Annotated in this window: 17 protein-coding genes and 1 pseudogene; 9 read left to right on the top strand and 9 right to left on the bottom strand. The window is 44.5% G+C overall.

Translation table 11 applies throughout. The features are described 5' to 3' along the window. Positions 1–75: 75 nt before the first annotated feature. The 4 genes and pseudogenes from GLV98_RS10425 to GLV98_RS10440 all read right to left on the bottom strand — a co-directional run bounded on the left by GLV98_RS10425 (position 76) and on the right by GLV98_RS10440 (position 5,706). Complete coding sequence (locus GLV98_RS10425; protein ID WP_160914835.1) at positions 76–1,395, bottom strand: aspartate aminotransferase family protein; 1,320 nt, start codon at positions 1,393–1,395, stop codon at positions 76–78. Between the two features lie 40 nt (positions 1,396–1,435). Further along, positions 1,436–2,833, bottom strand: a complete 1,398-nt coding sequence (locus GLV98_RS10430) for a YjiH family protein (protein ID WP_160914836.1) — start codon at positions 2,831–2,833, stop codon at positions 1,436–1,438. A gap of 84 nt (positions 2,834–2,917) precedes the next feature. After that, entirely contained in the window at positions 2,918–4,279 is a 1,362-nt protein-coding gene (locus GLV98_RS10435) for a sigma-54 interaction domain-containing protein (protein WP_160914838.1), read from the bottom strand. Positions 4,280–4,531: 252 nt separating this feature from the next. Further along, positions 4,532–5,706 (bottom strand): annotated as a pseudogene (locus GLV98_RS10440) (lactate 2-monooxygenase). A 258-nt stretch (positions 5,707–5,964) separates the two neighbouring features. Between GLV98_RS10440 and GLV98_RS10445 the strand changes: the two are divergent. The 6 genes from GLV98_RS10445 (at position 5,965) to GLV98_RS10465 (ending at position 10,658) form a co-directional block, all read left to right on the top strand. Further along, positions 5,965–6,807: an aldo/keto reductase gene (locus tag GLV98_RS10445; protein ID WP_160914840.1), complete on the top strand. Its 843-nt coding sequence runs from the start codon at positions 5,965–5,967 to the stop codon at positions 6,805–6,807. A 423-nt stretch (positions 6,808–7,230) separates the two neighbouring features. Then, positions 7,231–7,731, top strand: coding sequence for a DUF3231 family protein (locus GLV98_RS10450; protein ID WP_160914842.1), 501 nt, complete (start codon positions 7,231–7,233; stop codon positions 7,729–7,731). A gap of 81 nt (positions 7,732–7,812) precedes the next feature. Continuing rightward, positions 7,813–7,935, top strand: coding sequence for a hypothetical protein (locus tag GLV98_RS20255; protein ID WP_272917292.1), 123 nt, complete (start codon positions 7,813–7,815; stop codon positions 7,933–7,935). An 83-nt stretch (positions 7,936–8,018) separates the two neighbouring features. Then, positions 8,019–9,152: a zinc-dependent alcohol dehydrogenase gene (locus GLV98_RS10455; RefSeq protein ID WP_160914844.1), complete on the top strand. Its 1,134-nt coding sequence runs from the start codon at positions 8,019–8,021 to the stop codon at positions 9,150–9,152. Between the two features lie 108 nt (positions 9,153–9,260). Continuing rightward, positions 9,261–9,698, top strand: coding sequence for a YndM family protein (locus tag GLV98_RS10460; protein ID WP_160914846.1), 438 nt, complete (start codon positions 9,261–9,263; stop codon positions 9,696–9,698). 111 nt (positions 9,699–9,809) lie between these two features. Then, a complete protein-coding gene (locus GLV98_RS10465) occupies positions 9,810–10,658 on the top strand; it encodes a manganese catalase family protein (protein ID WP_160914848.1) in 849 nt (282 codons plus the stop codon). 92 nt (positions 10,659–10,750) lie between these two features. Here the strand turns inward: GLV98_RS10465 and GLV98_RS10470 are convergent, their stop codons facing one another. Then, a complete protein-coding gene (locus tag GLV98_RS10470; protein ID WP_160914851.1) occupies positions 10,751–11,689 on the bottom strand; it encodes a nucleoside hydrolase in 939 nt (312 codons plus the stop codon). A gap of 425 nt (positions 11,690–12,114) precedes the next feature. Between GLV98_RS10470 and GLV98_RS10475 the strand changes: the two genes are divergently transcribed. Further along, on the top strand, positions 12,115–12,843 hold the full coding sequence (locus GLV98_RS10475) for a PAS domain-containing protein (protein WP_160914853.1): 729 nt from the start codon (positions 12,115–12,117) through the stop codon (positions 12,841–12,843). A 496-nt stretch (positions 12,844–13,339) separates the two neighbouring features. Here the strand turns inward: GLV98_RS10475 and GLV98_RS10480 are convergent, their stop codons facing one another. Beyond that, on the bottom strand, positions 13,340–13,642 hold the full coding sequence (locus GLV98_RS10480; protein ID WP_160914855.1) for a DUF3243 domain-containing protein: 303 nt from the start codon (positions 13,640–13,642) through the stop codon (positions 13,340–13,342). Between the two features lie 182 nt (positions 13,643–13,824). On the opposite strand from GLV98_RS10480, the gene GLV98_RS10485 reads away from it, so the two are divergent. Both GLV98_RS10485 and GLV98_RS10490 read left to right on the top strand, forming a co-directional pair. Beyond that, the gene (locus GLV98_RS10485; protein WP_160914857.1) at positions 13,825–14,013 is read left to right on the top strand and encodes a YjzC family protein; all 189 of its coding nucleotides are present in this window, start codon (positions 13,825–13,827) and stop codon (positions 14,011–14,013) included. A gap of 409 nt (positions 14,014–14,422) precedes the next feature. Further along, positions 14,423–15,367, top strand: a complete 945-nt coding sequence (locus tag GLV98_RS10490) for an alpha/beta hydrolase (protein ID WP_202410010.1) — start codon at positions 14,423–14,425, stop codon at positions 15,365–15,367. 59 nt (positions 15,368–15,426) lie between these two features. On the opposite strand, the gene GLV98_RS10495 is transcribed toward GLV98_RS10490, so the two are convergent. The 3 genes from GLV98_RS10495 to GLV98_RS10505 form a co-directional block, all read right to left on the bottom strand. Next, entirely contained in the window at positions 15,427–16,575 is a 1,149-nt protein-coding gene (locus GLV98_RS10495) for a M14 family metallopeptidase (protein ID WP_160914859.1), read from the bottom strand. Positions 16,576–16,742: 167 nt separating this feature from the next. Further along, positions 16,743–17,951: an aspartate kinase gene (locus GLV98_RS10500; protein ID WP_160914861.1), complete on the bottom strand. Its 1,209-nt coding sequence runs from the start codon at positions 17,949–17,951 to the stop codon at positions 16,743–16,745. A gap of 23 nt (positions 17,952–17,974) precedes the next feature. Beyond that, the gene (locus GLV98_RS10505) at positions 17,975–19,786 is read right to left on the bottom strand and encodes an IucA/IucC family protein (protein WP_160914863.1); all 1,812 of its coding nucleotides are present in this window, start codon (positions 19,784–19,786) and stop codon (positions 17,975–17,977) included. Positions 19,787–19,788 lie beyond the last annotated feature (2 nt).

A 19,788-nucleotide genomic window follows, 5' to 3' on the forward strand; every position in this document is an offset into this window, starting at 1 on the left:
TCTGCGCTATTCATTTTTGGATACTGGGAGAGGCTCTTTAGCCTGGTTTGCTGCCTCTTTGGCGCGATTCGCCACTTAACCTCGTACCGCTAGACTCTTTTCGTACTCCATCACAGCTTCTTCAAAGACGGCCAGCCCCTGATCAATCTCCTCACGAGAAACGACCAAAGGAGGAATCATCCGGATGACTTCCTGGTGCTTACCACAAAGGTAAAACAACACTCCTTTTTCAAGAGATAAATCAAGGACACGCATCATCCCTGCCCCATCAGCATCTCCAGTCACGGGATCGACAATTTCAATTCCAATCATAAGTCCGACACCACGGATATCGCCGATGACCCGGTGTTCTTCTCTCAACGCCTTCAACCGGTCCACGGCATAAGCTCCAAGTGTTCTCGCGTTTTGAAGCAGGTTCTCTTCTTCGATGACGTCAAGCGTGGCAAGGGCTGCTGAGCAGGCGAGTGGATTTCCTCCGAATGTCGTTCCATGGGTTCCCATCGGCCACTGGCTCATCAATTCTTTGGAAGCCACGGTGGCACTGAGCGGCATCCCTGAAGCAATGCCTTTCGCGATCGCCATGATGTCCGGGGTCACCCCGAACGTTTGAGCAGCAAACCATTCTCCTGTCCGGCCGAATCCGGTCTGTACCTCATCGAAAATCAAAAGAATGCCATGCTGATTACAAATGTCACGCACTTTTTGAAGCCACTCTTTCGGAGGAATGATGTATCCCCCTTCGCCAAGAACTGGTTCAACGATCATGCACGCCACCTCTTCTGGTGTGACTTGATGGTCGAACAGCATTTCTACGTCCTTTTCAAGCTGATTCACACAATAGACCGCAGGATCTTCTCCATCCGGAGAGTTCTTCGGATCAGCATAAGGAATTTGGTACGTCAGACCGTTCGGCTGTAGAAATTTGCGATACTTGCTTTTTGAAGTACTGACTCCCAGTGCGCCTAACGAACGACCATGAAAACAGCCGGTGAAGGAAACGACATACGGGCGTTTCGTCACATATTTCGCCAGCTTCAGCGCCCCTTCAATCGCTTCGGTCCCACTGTTTGCAAAAAAGAAACAATCCAGGTTTCCAGGTAAGATTCCCTGCAGTCGATCCGCGACCCTGAGGATCGAATCATACATGATGACCCCGGAAGGCCCATGCATGAGCTGGTCCACGCCTTCTTTAATCGCCTCCACGACCTTCGGATGACGGTGGCCGGTGTTGGCTACGGCGATGCCTGAGGTGAAATCCAAATACCTTTCCCCACCGAATCCATAGTAATAGCAACCTTCTTCTTTTACGACCGGTAAATTAGGATGATCTTTCGCCATGCTGGGTGCAAGCAAATCTGGTAAACGCGTGTACAATTCATCGAAGGTTGGTTTCATTTTTCCATCCCCTTTTATTTATTTGGGTCATACAAGATTTTTAAAAGATGAAATGAGCAATCACCACAATGATCGGCAGGGTAATCACGGTCCTTTGCAGGAAAATCACGGCCAACTCCAAAACGGAAATCGGGATTTTCGATTTGACGAGCAGCACACCGATTTCCGACATGTAAATCAACTGAGTCAGGGATACAGCGGCGATCACGAAACGTGTCAATTCACTTTCAATACCTGAGCCGATGACAGCCGGCAGGAACATGTCAGCAAACCCGACGAGCATGGCAGGAGCCGCTTGTGCAGCTTCCGGAATCCCCATCCATTGGAGGATCGGAACGATTGGCATAGACAAATAGGTGAAAAAGGGTGTGAATTCCGCAATAATCAAGGCCACCGTTCCAAGGGCCATGACTAATGGGATCAAAGCGAAATAAATATCAAGAACCGTTTGTACGCCTTGTTTCCCAACTTCCTTCAGACTCTTCACTTGTGAGGCTTTGTGGAGCGCTTTTTCCACTCCCCATTGAAAATCGGAAACTCCCTCAGGTGTATCTTCAGAAATTTTCATGCCTGTCCCTTCATAATACGTATCCGCTTTCCTGGATAAAGGTGGGATGCGGGGGCAGATAAACGCCGCTACCAAACCTGCGACAACGACAGTCAGATAGAAAGGAACAAAGTATTCTTCCAATCCAATAAAACTGATGACTACCAAACTGAACGCGATTGAATTAATGGAAAAGTTTGTAGCAATGATGGAAGCTTCCCGTTTCGTGTAGTAACCCTCTTCATATTGCTGAGTGGTAATGAGGACACCGACCGTCCCCGCGCCCATCCAGGAAGCAAGCGCATCGATGGAAGAACGGCCGGGCAGCTTGAACACCGGTCTCATAACTCGACGGAGCATCGTACCGATAAAATCCATCAATCCGAACTGCATGAGTAACGGCATCAAGACTCCGGCAAATAGGAACCAGGCAGCTAGAACAGGGACAAGGGCATAGAGCATCGTACCCCCTGTCACCTCAGATGTGATGACAGCCGGTCCGATTGTAAAAAGTGTCATAAGAGCAAATACAGCCCCAAGGATTCTCGTCGCCAACCAGAAAGGATGAATATAAAAGAGCTGTTTCATAAATGGACGGTTCATGATCACAGAAGGCTTAAAAGCTTTTGCGAAAATCGGGACAAGGGCGGACACGACCAGGATGCCAGTCATCAACCCCGGAAGAATAGGCTCTAAATAGGCCTGAACCGTTTCTGCAAGTACGCCGACACCGATCGTAATCTTCCCTCCGTATGGGATCGGGAATAAGAATAAAAACACTCCCAATAAAGAAGGAATGATGAACCATAGATAATTCCTTCTGGTTCGATAGCTGTCCGATTTTGATTCTGTATAGTCCTTGTCAAAGTCGTCCGTCTGTTTCACTTCCATGTCTTCCACTCCTTATAAAAGTAATAAAAAAGGCAAAGGATTTTTATCCCTCACCCTTTATATTGCAAGAACCATGCCAAACTTTCATTTTATTCTGTGTTTTTTAAGTTTTCTGACTACTGTTGGTTGGCTGATCCCTAAAGCTTCCGCCATCTTCGTAGTTGTTCTGAATTTTTCTTTTGCTCTTTCAAGCCTTTCTTTTTCCACTCGATCCAGGGTTTCCGCCAATGATTCATCAAAATTATTCATATTTGAATAAGCATCCACCTTCTTACGATATCCTTCCGGTAAATCGGCCGGATAGATCACTGGATTCGGAGAAGTGACCACTAAGCGTTCCAATAAATTGATGAGCTCTCTTACATTTCCCCGCCACTCGTATGTATTCAAATCGTGCATCACTTCTCTGCTCAACACTCGCTTCCGTTTATAACGGGCTGCGAAATGATCTAAAAAGGTATAAATCAGAGGAGTGATGTCATCCTTCCTTTCTCTTAAAGGGGGAATCGTGATGGGTACGACATTTAACCGAAAATAAAGATCCTCCCGAAACTCCTTATGATCGACCGCTTGATCCAGTTCCTTATTCGTTGCACTGATCAATCGGAAATCGGATTGAATTTCCTTACGGCCCCCGACAGGATAAAAAGATTTTTTCTGGATCAGCTTCAGAACCTTCACTTGATTCTGTAAGGAAAGCTCACCGATTTCATCTAAAAACATCGTTCCGTTATGAGCCAGTTCCGCGAACCCCTTCTTCCCGCCTTTAGTCGCTCCTGTGAAAGATCCACCTTCGTATCCGAAAAGTTCAGCTTCAAACAAGGCATCAGGAATGGCTCCGCAGTTGACTTCAATAAAAGGCCCGCACGCTCGGCCACTCTTTTCATGGATTCTTCTTGCGAGCTCGGTCTTACCGACCCCGGATTCACCAAGAAGAAGGACATTTGCATCCACTCCAGCCACTTGATTAGCTGTCGCAAGAACTTTGCGCATCTCTTCACTCTTGCCAATAAACGTTTCTTCCTTCTCTTGTTTCAGGCGGTTCAACTCGTCACGGACACGCACCATTTCGATCGTCATTTCTTCCATACCAGCTTTGATCTCCATAAGTTCTGTCACATCATGCGAATAACTGACGACTCGAACGAGTTCTCCTTCATCGTCAAAAACGGGTAATCCGGTCACAAGCAGCTTTTTTCCGTCGGCAACGGTTTGGACGAACGTCACCCGTTCCTGTGATTCCATCACCATTGGTGTAGCCAAAGGCGTAAATAACCCCTCTTTTTCTAAATCATAAACCGATCTCCCCAGCAACTCATCGGCATGGACGTCATAGACTTTACCTGTCGCTTCACTCACTTTAACAATCATTCCATCTGTATTGGTCACAAGGATGTCTTCTTGAAGTGAATGCAGAAGTGTTTTATATTCGGACCATTCTGACATGATATCCCCCAATTATTCATAATTGAATATTCTGTACAATTCTCGAAAAAAACCCACTGTGGCAACGAAACACTTATTCATTTCTGAATATTTCAACTTTTATTATATCATAACCTCTGATCATGGTTTAGGGGTCTGTAGAGAAATTGGATTGAAGTAACTCGTTCCCTACTCACTTAGGAAAGACCAAAAAAGCGCAGAACCTTGTTAGAAAGTGTTCTGCGCTGGTACATTGCATAATCCCCATATCCATCACCTTTTATGTTTATCATCAAGCAGGATCGATCGATTCAATTCAGCAACTGACGAACAACCGCTCAAAGCCATGGTGATATCCGTGTCCGCCAGTAAATTCCTTAACACCTCATGCACCCCTTGTTCTCCAGCAACAGCCAGCCCGTACATGCAGGGCCTTCCGACAAGTACAGCTTTCGCTCCTAGAGATAAGGCCTTGATCACGTCAGCTCCCCGACGGATGCCACCATCCATCAGCACAGGGAGTTCTTTTCCTACTGTCTCCAATATCGGTGACAGAGCGTCCAAAGCACTCACAGCTCCATCGACCTGCCGTCCACCATGATTGGAAACAATGATTCCATCCACACCGTACACCAGCGCCTTCTTCGCATCATCCGGATGAAGAATGCCCTTCAGCAAGATCGGTAAATCGGTATGCTCTCTTAGGAAAGCAGATGTTCCCATGTCAGCCCAGGATTGCCGAAGGTTTTCGTCCAATGCATCACAGCCTCTGTAGGGTTCTCTTCTGGAGGGGATTCCAGTCGAGAACGGAACACGGGATCTGTAAAATAGTTCCCGACGCCTTCGCCGATCAAAAATGGCAAGTACACATTCTTTAAATCCTTCTCCCGCCAAGCCATCATCGGTGTGTCCAATGTGACGACGATCGCATCATATCCAGCCGCTTCTGCCCGCCGGACAAAACTCGCGGTCACCTCTGGATCTTTGTTCCAATAAAGTTGAAACCATTTAGGAGCTTCTCCCATCACTTCGGCAATCTCCTCCATCGTTTTCGTAGAGGCAGAGCTTGCGATGTATGGAATATTCAAAGCGGCAGATGCTTTCGCCGAAGCCAGTTCTCCACCCTCATGAATAATCGACTGCACACCAATTGGCGCCTGCAGAAGGGGGGAATCATAGCTTTTCCCGAACAGTTCTATGCTTAAATCACGATCCTCTACATTATTAAGCATCCGCGGGACGATTTTGTACCGGGAAAAGCTGTGAAGGTTATCTTTCATCGTTTCTTCCCCGCCCGCTCCTCCTGCGACGTAATAAAATGGACCATCATCCAGGACTCCTCTAGCCTTTGCTTCCCATTCTTCATAGGATACGGGAAGCCGGTCAGGATCGGGCTGCTTCATCGTTTGATAGACCTCGAATTGAACGTGATTTCCAAAATTGGACATCCTTCATCCTCCTTATTGATTACGGTTCAACTGGTGACTTTTCCCATTATGCACTCTTATCCTAACACAGATATGTAAGCGCTTCACAAACCGCTTTATTGAGGATTGAAAACTCCCACCCTTTTCTCCCAACACTTTCTTTCAACAATTTTCCACTGTGCGCGCTTACACTTGTTTATCGATTCTCATTCAAGGTAAAAGAATAGAGGTTTCATCTTTAATAAGAAAAGCAGAAAAACGAAAAGGAGTGCATGCACGATGAGTCAATCAATCCCTGAAATCCAACTGAACGATGGTCTCACGATTCCTGCCTTAGGATTCGGGACGTATCGCCTGAATGGAAACCGCGGTGCTTCCGCCATTCAAAGTGCGGTTGAAACAGGCTATCGATTAATTGACACGGCCTATAATTACGAAAATGAAGCCACGGTCGGAGAAGGGATCCGCCGTAGCAGCATCCCAAGAAATGAATTAAGAATTACATCCAAACTTCCTGGCAGATACCACGAATACGACAAAGCCGTCACGGCCATCCAGGAGTCCCTGTTCCGCGCGCAGCTGGACTATTATGACCTTTACTTCATCCATTGGCCGAATCCAAAAGAAGATTTATATGTAGAAGCATGGCAAGCATTGATTGATGCCCAGAAATGGGGTCTGATCCGCTCCATCGGGGTATGTAATTTTCTACCCGAACATTTAGACCGCCTTGAACATGAAACAGGCGTCAAACCGAGCATGAATCAAGTGGAGCTCCATCCGTTTTTCAACCAGGAAGAACAAAGAGCTTACCACCAGGAAAAGCAGATCCAGACCCAATCCTGGAGTCCATTGGCCCGTGTCCAGAACATCCTCGACAATGAGGTGATCCAATCCATAGCCGACCATTATGACAAAACGCCTTCCCAGGTCATCCTGCGCTGGCATTACCAGCTCGGTTCCGTCGCTATTCCAAAATCTTCTTCCCCTGTTCGTCAAAGAGAGAATTTATCGATTTTTGACTTTAATCTGACCGAAGAGGACATGAATAGAATCAACCAATTGACTCGTCAGGACGGCAGAGTGAATGATCAGAATCCTGCCACTTATCAAGAGTTTTAAATCAATAAAAAGCTGCACTAAAATGATCACAACTCAGGATCCCATTCTAATTTGAGCGGATTTAAAGGACAATTGATTAATTGCACAAGAGATGTTATACGCTGGGGAGTTTGAGAGCAAGGGAAAAGTAGAGAAAAATGAAAAAAGTAAAGATACAAACACAAATAACCTTTCATTCAATAAATAAAATATTCATTTCGTGACAATACATGGGCACGGCCACGGAATGATTCTTTAGGATACAGCAGACAGCACTATGGACAAATAGTGCTGTTTTTTTAACTTGTAACCTAAAAAAGGGAGGGCGACTACATAGTTGGAAAGTTCCAGCCACTTGCTGCCTACATTCCGTGCCATAGGATGAATCAATTCCGGTAAAGAATAAATACTACCTTTGTACCAAAAAACAAAGGAGTGGAACAAATGGGAATATTAAGCGGAAACCAACAGCAAGAACCTCTTCATTACGGTGAAGTTTTCAGCCTCTGGAGCTACTTGTCAGTGGCAAAAGGGGATTCTGCGAGCTACCAGACCATGTACAACCATGCAGGTGATAAAGAATTGAAGCGCCTTCTGGAAGAACTCGTTCAGGGGATTAAACAAGAGAGCCAAGAGATTGAAGAAATCTTGAAAATAAATGGCGTCGTCCTTCCTCCTTCTCCACCAGAAAGATCCGTGGCAGACCTTGAAGACATTCCAGTAGGCGCACGGATGAATGACCCAGAAATTAGTGCAGCAATCTCCCTAAATATTGCTCAAGGTCTAGTCGCATGCAGCCAGGCAATCGGTCAGTGCACGAGAGAAGATATTGCTATGTTGTTTGGAAAATTCCATATGAATAAGGCCCAAGCAGGGGCAAAAGCACTTCGATTGAACAAAGAAAAAGGCTGGTTGGTTCACCCTCCTTTGCATAAAAAAAGCTGATTAACGTAAGGTGATTCATCATTTACCACAAGGGTCTCCCTTGTGGTAAAACTTATATTTGTAAGGAAAAGAGGGATAGGTTTGAATGAAAAAGTAGACAAGATCTATTTCACCCTTTTAGGAAGTACAATTTTGTCCACCATACTAAGTATCATCGTGATTACTCTTGCAGTAAAACATGATCAGAAAGTGAATGGGAAATAAGTGAACACACCCCTTGGTTACATACTCATAAGTAACCTCCCATTCACAGGTGTGAACGAATTTATTAGGAAGTGGGGTTATGGATGAAAGCTGTTACTTACCAGGGAAAATACTCGGTGGCCGTCAAAGAAGTAGAAGCTCCCAGGATCCAAGATAAAGAGGATATCATTGTCCGGATTACATCCACAGCCATCTGCGGTTCTGATTTGCATTTATACCAGGGTAACTTTCCTCTGCCGATTGGCTATATCATCGGCCATGAACCGATGGGCATCGTTGAAGAAGTTGGCTCTGAAGTCACCAAAGTTAAAAAAGGAGACCGCGTGGTTATTCCATTCACCGTTGCCTGCGGCCGCTGCCCGTATTGTGAAAGCAACCATGTCAGTCAATGCGATCAGTCCAATCCTCATTATGATTCTGGTGGATTGTTGGGTTACTCGGAGAAATTCGGAAATTATCCGGGTGGACAAGCAGAATACCTGCGCGTACCTTTTGGGAACTTCACTCCGTTTAAGGTTCCTGAGGACTGCGAACTGGATGATGCATCGTTGTTGTTCCTTTCTGATGTACTTCCGACTGCCTATTGGAGCGTGGAAAATGCAAGTGTCAAACCGGGAGATACTGTGATTATCCTTGGTTGTGGCCCTGTTGGTTTAATGGCACAAAAATTCGCTTGGCAGAAAGGAGCCGAACGAGTCATCGCCGTCGACCACCTTTCCTATCGGCTCAACCATTCCAAGGTCACAAACCGGACAGAAGTTTTTAACTTTACGAAGTATAAAGACATGGGCGAAGTACTTAAAGAAACGACCAAAGGCGGAGCCGATGTTGTGATCGATTGTGTGGGCATGGATGGAAAGAAATCTCCACTGGAATTTATGGAGCAAAAACTTAAACTCCAGGGAGGAACGCTTGGACCTATTCAAATCGCATCGAAAGCCGTAAAGAAATGTGGGACCGTACAGCTTACAGGGGTCTATGGAGGAAATTACAATGCATTTCCACTTGGGGCATTTTTTTCGAGAAACATCCAAATTAAAATGGGGCAATCCCATGCCAGGGCCTACATGAACCCCCTATACGATCAAATTGTGCGAAATGAAATCGACCCCAAAAGCATACTGACACATGAACTGCCTTTAGAAAAAGCGGCAGAGGGCTATAAAAAATTCAACAACCGAGAAGACGATTGCATTAAAGTCATTTTAAAACCTTGACACTCTTAAGGAATCAAGACTTTACCATATGAAGGAGAAGTCACCATAGTCATATAGCGAATAATTTCCCTTCATTGGCTAACCTTATATCTTGAGGAGGTGCCATAAATGACACACTTAAAATTACTGGCCCTGAAGTTTGTCTTCACTTTAGGCTTATTGTTTATCATTTTAGGTCTTGGGTTTGACGTCTCTTTCGGAAACGTCTTTCTCATATCCCTTGTTGTAAGTGCCCTTGGTTATTTGGGAGACGTGACAATTCTAAAGAGATCCAACAATACCATGGCCACAGCCGGGGATTTCGTGCTTAGCTTCGCTGTCATATACTTTATGACAGATGCACTGACGGTCGGTGACGATGTATTTGAAGCCACACTGATTTCAGCGGTTTCCTTAGCGATTTTCGAATACTTCTTCCATCAATCGGTAGCACGAAGTCTCGATCAGGAAAAGAAAGAAAATCACGAAGTCCGTTCCACTGGTCAACTTCAGACGGAGGCTTCAGAAGAACTTTTTCCTTATGAAAAAGAGGATAAAGATAAATAAACGCACGTCCAAGGGAAAACATGTTATATGTTTTCCCTTGTTTTTTCTACATATATATAGCTCTAATCCAAACAATAAAAAGGTTACACCATCCAAACGAGGAGTGATTTCTTGTTCTATCACATCAAGGAACTTCAATATAATGCAAAACCATCCCAGCCTGATCCTGTATATGCAAAAAAGCTGCAGGAAATTCTAGGCGGACAGTACGGAGAAATGTCTGTCATGATGCAGTACCTTTTTCAAGGGTGGAACTGCCGGGCTGAAAATAAATACAAAGATATGATACTGGACATTGCGACAGAGGAAATCGCACATGTGGAAATGATTGCAACGATGATTGCCCAGCTTCTAGATGGCGCACCCGCGCACGCTCAGGAACAAGCGGCTGCGGACCCCGCTATTGAGGCTGTGCTCGGTGGAATGAACCCCCAACACGCCATTGTCAATGGATTGGGCGCACAGCCTAACGACAGCGTCGGTTACCCTTGGACGGCCCGATATACGGTTGCAAGCGGCAACCTGCTTGCTGACTTCCGAGCGAACCTTAATGCGGAATCGCAAGGGAGACTCCAAGTATGCAGGCTTTACGAAATGACGACAGACCCTGGGGTAAGAGATATGCTTTCTTTCTTAATTGCTCGTGATACGATGCACCAGAATCAATGGATGGCTGCCATCGAAGAACTGGAGCAAACCCAGGGAGCCGTGGTACCAAGTTCGTTTAACCCAGAATACGAAAAGCAAGAAGTTTCCTACTCGTTTTACAATTTTTCTAAAGGCACGGAAAGCCAACAAGGACGATGGGCAAGTGGCCCGACATTGGACGGAAAAGGTTCTTTTGAATACATCGAAGATCCAAAGTCTATGGGGCAGGTACCTGACCTTAAACCAGGCCCTCCTTATATGCATGGGACTCCGCCCGAAGATATTCGGGCAGGTCAAAACCCTCCTTCATAATCCTTAAACAATTTAAAGGAACCCGCGTCAAGGAAGGCTCTCTCTGGATGCGGGTTCTAATCATTTATAGCGAGAAAAATACACAGCCATTACTAATACTCTGGCACCATAACCTCCTTAAACCGCATGATAAACTTTTCGTAATGGAGATCGATGGCGATTCTAGTCTGTCCTTTTGGTCTTGAAGGGCGAACGTCAATATAAGAAAGCCCCTTTGTTTCAATCCCCTCTGCTACATTGGCATCATAATTTATGTAATCGACTAAATCGGGATTTTTCACAAGCATGACGGTCAATAAGTCATGGATGGGGGCTCCCTTAATACCAGGAGTTTTTTCTTTATAGAATCGGTAGTAGTACTTGAAGATAGGAGCAATCATGAAGGAATAAACATTCTTTTTTGATTGTGCAATTTCATCCACTAAACCAGGAGTAATGACAGCATGCCGAGTAACGTTCAGCGGAGTGATAGTCAGATTTTGCGCAAACGTAAGGACATAGTTGGAAGATGTCGGATCACCAAAGAAATTTGCTTCCGCAAGAGCGGTCACATTACCCGGAACGAAAAACGCCCCTCCCATCACATAAAAAGACTGGACGAATTCCATTTGGTCAGGAAATAAAATGAATACGTTCGCAAGGGTTGTCGACCGCCCAGTACTTACGATGATGAGCTCATTTTTATACCTTTCAATGATCGTACGAATGGTATCAAAAGGGTAAATATGATATTCCATATCCGCAGGAGGACGGATGGGACCGATGCCTTCTTTCCCATGAATTTCAGGATAAAAGATTACATCTTCCTGCTGCACTGGACTCGAGGCCCCAGGTATGATGGGAATGTCCCCTCTTCCTGCTAACTGGACAAGATAAGCGGCATTGGCTGTTGCCTGCTCCCTTGTTATATTTCCATACCCCGTAACGATGCCTACGAGGTCAAGTGCAGGGTCCAGCATCGCATACATAATAGCTAAAGAATCATCGATACCAGGATCACAAAATAAAAGAATCTTCTTCCTCATCCACATGCCCTCCTCTTCCCTCTTATCTTATTCATAAGGAATGAACGCTTATGCCGTTCATAAGAGAATGAAGATACACCTCCGCAACTTATCCCATGCTGCGAAGCAAATTTCAAAACTTCTAGTCAGAAATCTCCTTTTCCCAGCTTCCTAGAATACTTTATTCAGCGTGTAAAAAATTCCCCAGACATCAATTCAAGCTAGGATTCTATCTCCCTTTTTATTAAACTTATGGCTTGATCAGAAATCAGCGAACAGATGTTTTGACTTTTATATTCAAATAATGAATGATGGACGATGCGAAGCAAAAAAATAAACATTCAAGTATTCAAACATTATATAAATATATGAAAAGGGTTTTGGTCGTAGGAAATCGAACTTAATAATAAAGTACAGATCGCTGCATCAATCAAGTTCTAAGGGGGAGCAAGATGACGCCAGAAAATGAAGTGTTTGATCAACTGTCCTTAGGTGTGATGGTGATTGATTTAGACTACCGGATCACTCAAATGAATAGACAAGGCGCATGCCTTTTGCAAGTGAACGGAGAAAATGTCATAGGAGAAAGTGTGTATGATTTGTTTCCAAACGCTCCGGAAGAAGTCCGTCATGTGGAGCGAACCCTGCGGACATCCGAAGAATTCACGTTTGAGGCCATTCCCTATCAATGGGGAAAATATAATTTATACTTATCGATTCGCACCCGTATATTAGAAAATAACGGAGAAGTTTATGGAGCGATGGTTGAATATAATGATGTGACCAATTTCTATGAAAAAGAACAGCGAATGCGGAAATGGATGGAAGACATGTCGGTGAATGTCATTCCCCTATCCAATGGCATCGTTCTTCTCCCTTTGCAGCCAATCATGGATCAAGTCGAATTCGAATACATCCTGGATCAAGGCTTGCATAATGTGGTCTATATGAAAGCCACCCAAGTGATCATCGATTGTTCAACCATCAGTACGGTAGACCTTGTTTTCTTTGAAAAACTATCCAAGCTCATTCAATCCCTATCCTTAATGGGCATCCGTACGACGATTACTGGGATGAAGCCCGAATTATCTAAGTTGTGGGTTTCTTCCAACCTTCCAGCTCTTAAAGTCAAGTTCTTTACAAATTTACAAGTCGCTTTAAAAGAGTTATACACCAAATAAATCAAAATAGTATGGTATTTTCTAACCTATGAACCATTTTAAAGTTGTAAGACCACAGGAATGGAGCGGCAATAGCTTCATCCCTGTGGTTCAACACCGTACGACTAAACGCTTTTAGACATGGCCGATGAGGATTCGATTTCGGGAAAGAAAACTTCCCGATTTTAATAAAGCTCATAACATCCATTCGTGTTGGTCACAGACCCTCATCAGCTAATGCATTCTTGCACGGAAGGACAGAAAAAATGAATCTTTTCCCCTTTAGAAACGTAAATAAACCAGAAACGAATGCTTCTGTCTGGAGGTGATTCTCATGTTTTTCAGAATCTTCCACAAAGCTAACCGACCCACAAAAATCATCCTGCTCTCAGGATCTGTTCTACTACTCCTCACTGGGCTGATTTCCCTCATTTTTTAAAACAAAAGAAAGTAAGATGGTTTTCCAACAACTATTCATAAAAAAATGAGCGCCCCATCTGACTGGGACGCTTGTCTTTTAGTTGGTTTGATCTGTCAGTTTAACCAATACATGAGCCATGTGTTCCCGTTCTTCTTTATTCGCTACATTCCATAATTCGTTTAAGACCTTCTCTTCACGGTTTCTCGGTTCTTCGTGCTCAGCCAGGTAATCAGCTACTCGCTTCGCCCCTTTGGAAAGACCTTCTTCCCCTAAACCTAACTTTTCTCCTTTTTGGACCTTGTCACCTAAATAATCTTTGAACGTGTCAAAGTGCTGTAGAATATCTTCTTTCTTTTCTTCATTCATTTGTTTGGCTGCTTGTTTCGGATCTTGTGCCATTGGAACTCCTCCTTTTATTGATGTATAGAAGGCGTTTCCTTTTTTGACCTAGGACTAAACATCTCGAAATGTCACATAAAATATAAAAAACACACAATTATTTTTCCATGTTTTAACATTCGTTAAACGGGTATCTATAGGATGTGCGCACATAAAACCATTACAAAAAGGAGTTTTCAACTATGGCTGATCGTTACAAAACAGGAGAAAAAGCCCCAGAAAACGGAACATACAAATTCGACGGTTTAGTAAATGATGGAAATGAAAACGAAGTAACTGAAGATGAAAAACATATCGAATTGAGCAGCGGAGACCAGTTTCCTCCGATCCGTTCCAATAAAGAAGCCGCTTATTGGACAAAAGCTAACTAATGGATAAACATAAAATTCCTGAGTACTAGGCTCAGGAATTTTTTATTTCTTATTATCTTGAATAATTAAGGTTATTTCTGAAAGGACTACCTTGAACGAGCAAGAGAAAAAGCCTTCGCCTATTGAGGTAAAACGTATTCTATAGCTACAGCAAACCTCTTCCTTTCCACTCCTTCTCCCAATGATTCTCGATTCTTTTTAATACAAAACTGAGTCCAATCAAGGACATGCTTCACATTGCCGCCAGTGCCATTCATTTCCTTTGGTTCATGAAAGATTAGAGGTCCTAATAAGATCTCATCAGCTCCCCCCCTTTTCTTCATAAAAAAATGAAACCGTAGAAAGATACAGTTCGTAAGCTAAAAGGAATAGTAATCAATGGTCTATCCAAACTCAGGAGGAGGACAAAATGATTATAAATATCCTGCTTATTTTTATTGGGATCGTGTTCTTAGTTATTGCGTTTAGCGCTGCCTATCACAGCATGCAATTAGCACGGGAGAAAGATTCTTTTGTACCTATGGGTGAAATGGTGGAAGTTGATCATCAGAAGATGCACGTATATCAAGAAGGAGGCGGGCAGGAGACGCTTGTTTTCATGTCAGGAAACGGCATCAGTTCCCCGATATTCGATTTCAAATCCCTTTTTTCACTGTTAAGAGACCAATATAAGATTGCTGTCGTAGAGAAACAAGGCTATGGGTTCAGTGAAATTACCAATAGCCCTCGTGACATTCACACTATTATGTCACAAACACGCAAAGCCCTGGCTGACGCAGGCATCCGTGCCCCCTATATTTTAGTTCCACATTCGGCTTCGGGACTTGAGGCCTTATATTGGGCACATAAGCACCCCGAAGAAGTAAAGGCGATCATCGGACTGGATATCGCGGTGCCGGCAGCTTATGAAAATCTTAAAATCAATATTCCTCTGTTCCATTTCGCTTCATTCTTAGCCAAAATGGGAATCACAAGATGGATCCCAAACGCCTCCGAAAGTTCTGCTATGAAGGGAGGAACGTTGACGGAAAGGGAAAAGGAGATAAACCGCGCCGTCTTTTATCGACGAACAGCTACGAAAAATATGTTGAATGAAGTAAAAGAAATCCACTGTAACGCTGAAAAGGTTGGAAACTTACCTACCCCCGACGTCCCCATCTTATTATTTGCTTCCAACGGGGAGGGAACAGGATGGGATAAAGAGACATGGTCCAGAACCCAACGGGACTTCATCCAAAAGGCAAGACAAGGAAGAATGATAGAATTAAACACTCCTCACTCTGTTCATAATATTGAATACCATAAAATTGCAACGGAAACGAAAGAATTTTTAAACCATGAAGCAGCAGGGTAAACGTTTCATAATAAAAATAACCCCCAGCTATTAACGTTTGCTGGGGGGGATTGTATTCACTAAAACGTTTGATTTGGTGCTGACGATTGAAGGATGTCCTCTTCCTTTAACAAAGCCTCAATCGCCACACGAGCTTCCTGCAAAACCGCTTCCTTCCATTCATCTTCTTGCGGATAGAACATATTCATCAACTCTTCCCGGATCCATTCCCTGCTTTCCGGATGGTCCGTTCCTTCCCAATACAGCTGGTTTTCCAGGATGATCGTCGTAAACTCCCGCAGTTCTGCTTCGCGGCTGGTCCCGAATGTCCCAAACTCAAATAAAGCTGAGAAAAGAGAGGTAGAAGAGAATTCAGATTCTCTTAATTCATAAAAGTAATTCGTTGAATCTCCTTTGACGTCATCCGGAGAAAATACCTGGATATTATCCATTCCATAGGAAGCTTTCAATTCCTCTTCCTCTTTGCCGTGCTTCTCTGAGATAACCATGGTCACTTCATTGGTTGGGCCAAGGGCTGTGTGCCAATCCATGTGAATGACCTTCTTGAATTGTTCCAACAAGTGTCTTTGCCACGTTTTGATATGGGAAGCCGATTGCTCTTCATCGTAACCACCAAAATATACGCCACGATCGAACTGAAACTGTCCCATACCCTTCGCCTGCTTGATTCCTTTGTACCCTTCGTTCATCATCCCTTTACTTAAAGCTTCATATAGCTCCGTCTTCTCTTTAGAAATCAGATCCACTGGTTTCTTCGGGAGAAAGATGTGACTTTCTTTTTCGTAATTTTCATTAAGGTCATAAGGGATCTCCGTTTCTTCTAAAAAGTAGTTGCGGTTCAAATCCACGTTGTTTTCTGTGACTCTGCGAAAATGCCTCATCCCCCACGGGTTGATGGCATGCACGAAACACACCCCTGTGATCGATGGGTCGATGGATTCAAGGTATTGATCGACGAACAAATGGATGACAGCTGCTCCTGCGTATCCTTCGATCCCATGCTCTCCCGATGTTAGCATGGCGACTTTGTCGTTAGAAGAAGTCGCTTCCGCATAAATGATGTCAATCGTGTTGTCTTCATTTTCACCAATGGAATGCTGATAGAGTTTGGCTTCTGGCCATACTTTTTGAACCTTACTCAATAAACCTCTAAATGTCTCTCTGGATTCTTCATAATCATTTTTGAAATAGTTATGGATATCGATCATACTCACCATCCCTTTATAGTAATAGACGAGACTTCTAAACAGTTTCCAATTCACTCAATCTCTTTAGTAAAGATACCTTTCATTCGAAATCCCGAAACCTATGATCGATAAAAAAGAATGCCTGACCCCAGCTTAAACACAGTTGGGGTCAGGCATTCGATTAACTTTCAATGAGCAAGTGGAAATTTGTGCTGCTTCCCACTCATAAAGGCAGCATACAACCGACGTGCCAAATCCATTCCATGTTCTTCAGGAACGGAAACACTCCATACCGCTGGGTGAGTGTCGATCGAATGGACGCCTTCCAAAGGCATCAACTTTTTCTCATTCAGCAAAGCAGTCTGCATCCTTTTTTCTTCCTCGTTCACAAAGATCAAGTGAATGGCCGATTGTTGAAATTCCGGTTGAATCGTTTGGATTCCTAATTGATCTTTGGATTGGTTCAGCCATGATATCGCCTGATTGAAGTCGTCTTCCTTAATCACTAGGAGAAACTCATCAGAATGAGAATGGATTTGCTTGGTTCCGATCATGCCGTAATCCTTCATCCCCCTTAAAAGTTTTTCCTTTTTCAAGCTGCTTCCAGAAAGGCGGAGATGACAGAGACTTCTTTGGTGGGTTACCCCTGCGACAGAAGGAAGGGATGGATCTTTTGATATCCAGGTCCCTGAGTGTTCGCAGAAACTTGAACGAATGACAAGAGGCACTTGATATTCTTTCGCATGGGCGACCGCACGCGGATGAATGACCCCGGCCCCCATTTCAGCCATGGTAAGCAGGCTGTCGTAATCCATGGTTGAATATTTCCCTGCGTCCGGGATCACACGTGGATCTGCCGCATACACCCCATCGACATCGGTGCAGATTTCACAACGGTCCGCCTTCAGTGCTGCAGCCAAGGCAGCGGCCGTCGTATCGGAACCTCCTCGGCCAAGCGTACAGATCTCTCCGTTTGCAGCTGCGCCTTGGAACCCGGCGACAACGACAACCTTCCCTTTTTGCATCTGTTTTTCAATCGCGTCGGTATCAATCGCCGTTATTCTAGCATTCCCGTGAAGGTATTCCACTTCAATCCCTGCCTGCTCGCCGGTCATAGCGATCGCTGCCTGTCCTTTTTCTTGAAGGGCGAGCGCCATAAGTGCGCAGGACACTTGTTCACCTGTAGATAAAAGCAGATCCTTTTCTCTTCCATTCGTACAGGAAGAGACTTCGCATGAGAGCTGCTCCAGATGATTGGTGGCGTCTCCCATGGCTGAGACAGCAACGACCAACTGGTTTCCTTTCTTATGTTCACCGATGATCCGATCGGCTGACTGTCTGATTCGCTCGGTGGTTTGGAGTGAAGTGCCTCCATATTTTTGTACAATGATCGCCACGATCCATCCCTCTTTTCGTCAGGTTATCCGATCGGCTGTTCTTTAAAAGCAGCCAATGCATTGGTTACTTTGCCAAATTCTGATGCATGCGGGCGGTCATCCCCATCGGCATAGCCATAATCGACCATACGGTTGCGGTTCAGACAAAGCTTCGTCATTTCCGGCTTGAAGAAATCGAACAGTACAAACCGTTCCTTCAATTCCGGGAACTTGCGCTGGTAGTCGAGGATCGACTCAGCAAGCAGCTGCCAGAAGACTTCTTCATTCAATAAATGATGCTTTTCTAGAATATGGCTTAAATAACGCAGATGGCAGATGAACAGTCCCGTAAAGATGAACTGCGTCAAGCCTTCCGGTGGCTCTGTTCGCAGCACGGCTTTCATTTCTTCCGTTACGTGCTGAAGCTCAGGAAATGGCTGGTCTGTCACGTTCACATCATCGACGAAGTCTTTGACCGCCAGACGGTGCGGCTCGTAATCTTTCAATACGAGAATTGTATTCTGCCCATGTGGAGAAAAGACCGTCCCATATTTGTATAAGTAGTGAAGCAACGGATCCATAACCACTTGATAAAACTTCTTCATCCAATCTTCCGGATTCAGTTCAGATGACTCGATCAAGGATTGAATGAATGGTTTCCCGTGATGATCTTCGTGGACGAGCGCAGCAAGTGTGATAGCCTGTTCGCCGTCTTCCAAATACGTATAGATGCTTTCCCGCCAAATCGTTCCCAGTATTTCAAGGTATTGATACGGAGCATCCTTAACTGCAGAATACTGTTTATGATCCACATTGATGCTTGCGTTTTCCCCCGGCAGTATCACCCGGCACTCGTTCTTTAAAAAGTCATCTTGTTCATAAAGGCCTTTAATCCATTCCGTGACTTTCGGAGCGATCACTGTCCGTTCGGATGGCAGCCCGCGATAAACGAGCGTGTTCAAAATACTCATCGGAAGCTTTACATGATGTTTCTCTTTATAGCTTCTGTTCACAAACGTACGGATCGACTGTTGAGGAAGATAGGCATCGTCGCCATCACCCACCGCGATGATTTCCTTTTTCGCGATTTCTTCCGGGAAGTTTTGGATCAGCTGGTTTTTCCACTGCCATTCATGGACAGGGAAAAAGAAATAGTCTTCCGGATTACGGTTCTGTTTCCTAACCTCAGAAAAGAAACGCTCCCTCTCTTGTACACTTAACTCCTCCTTCAGAAGTGTTTCATAGCTGAGATTCTGTACCGATTGGAAGGTTGCTAGATTTTTATGTGCCGCTATCCAGGAAAGCTGCACTTCCTGCTGGTGCTCAGGTGCAAAACGCAGGTAGTCATCATAACCGAAACCGATTCTACCTTTGTTGTAGGTGATCCACGGGTGCCCCTTCATATATCCTTCAAGTTCCGCATAATCGATGGAAGCGAGTTCATCAGACGAACGGTCTGTCTTTTCCATGAGATGCACATCAGCGATTAAAGTCGCATTCATTTCTTTGATCAGATGGCCGGTCGTTTCTGCAGACATGCCGATGATTTCCTTTAAGTCAATCAGAAATTCGATGGCATTGTCCGCTTCTTCCTGGACCCCCTGCTCGACTTTTATCAGTTCATCAGCGGAGACATCAAAACTATCGAACAAGCGCTTCTCCGCAAAGAACCGATAGGACTTCTCAGTGGAAACGGACAGTTCATACGCTCTCGTTTTCCCGTCTACACGTAAAACTTCCGGCTGAATCATATCCTCGTACATGTATTCTGCGAACATTTTCGCCATCAATTGTTGATTGGCTTTTTTCCAATTCTCTGCGTTCAATTGTTCATGAATGTCCTGTTGAAATAACAAAC

It is taken from the genome of Halobacillus litoralis (assembly GCF_009856415.1).
Taxonomy (GTDB): domain Bacteria; phylum Bacillota; class Bacilli; order Bacillales; family Halobacillaceae; genus Halobacillus; species Halobacillus litoralis_C.

Coding starts and splice junctions, on each gene's coding strand:
- GLV98_RS10425 (WP_160914835.1), bottom strand. CDS start 1,395: ATGAAACCAACCTTCGATGAATTGTACACGCGTTTACCAGATTTGCTT.
- GLV98_RS10430 (WP_160914836.1), bottom strand. CDS start 2,833: ATGGAAGTGAAACAGACGGACGACTTTGACAAGGACTATACAGAATCA.
- GLV98_RS10435 (WP_160914838.1), bottom strand. CDS start 4,279: ATGTCAGAATGGTCCGAATATAAAACACTTCTGCATTCACTTCAAGAA.
- GLV98_RS10445 (WP_160914840.1), top strand. CDS start 5,965: ATGAGTCAATCAATCCCTGAAATCCAACTGAACGATGGTCTCACGATT.
- GLV98_RS10450 (WP_160914842.1), top strand. CDS start 7,231: ATGGGAATATTAAGCGGAAACCAACAGCAAGAACCTCTTCATTACGGT.
- GLV98_RS10455 (WP_160914844.1), top strand. CDS start 8,019: ATGAAAGCTGTTACTTACCAGGGAAAATACTCGGTGGCCGTCAAAGAA.
- GLV98_RS10460 (WP_160914846.1), top strand. CDS start 9,261: ATGACACACTTAAAATTACTGGCCCTGAAGTTTGTCTTCACTTTAGGC.
- GLV98_RS10470 (WP_160914851.1), bottom strand. CDS start 11,689: ATGTGGATGAGGAAGAAGATTCTTTTATTTTGTGATCCTGGTATCGAT.
- GLV98_RS10475 (WP_160914853.1), top strand. CDS start 12,115: ATGACGCCAGAAAATGAAGTGTTTGATCAACTGTCCTTAGGTGTGATG.
- GLV98_RS10480 (WP_160914855.1), bottom strand. CDS start 13,642: ATGGCACAAGATCCGAAACAAGCAGCCAAACAAATGAATGAAGAAAAG.
- GLV98_RS10485 (WP_160914857.1), top strand. CDS start 13,825: ATGGCTGATCGTTACAAAACAGGAGAAAAAGCCCCAGAAAACGGAACA.
- GLV98_RS10490 (WP_202410010.1), top strand. CDS start 14,423: ATGATTATAAATATCCTGCTTATTTTTATTGGGATCGTGTTCTTAGTT.
- GLV98_RS10495 (WP_160914859.1), bottom strand. CDS start 16,575: ATGATCGATATCCATAACTATTTCAAAAATGATTATGAAGAATCCAGA.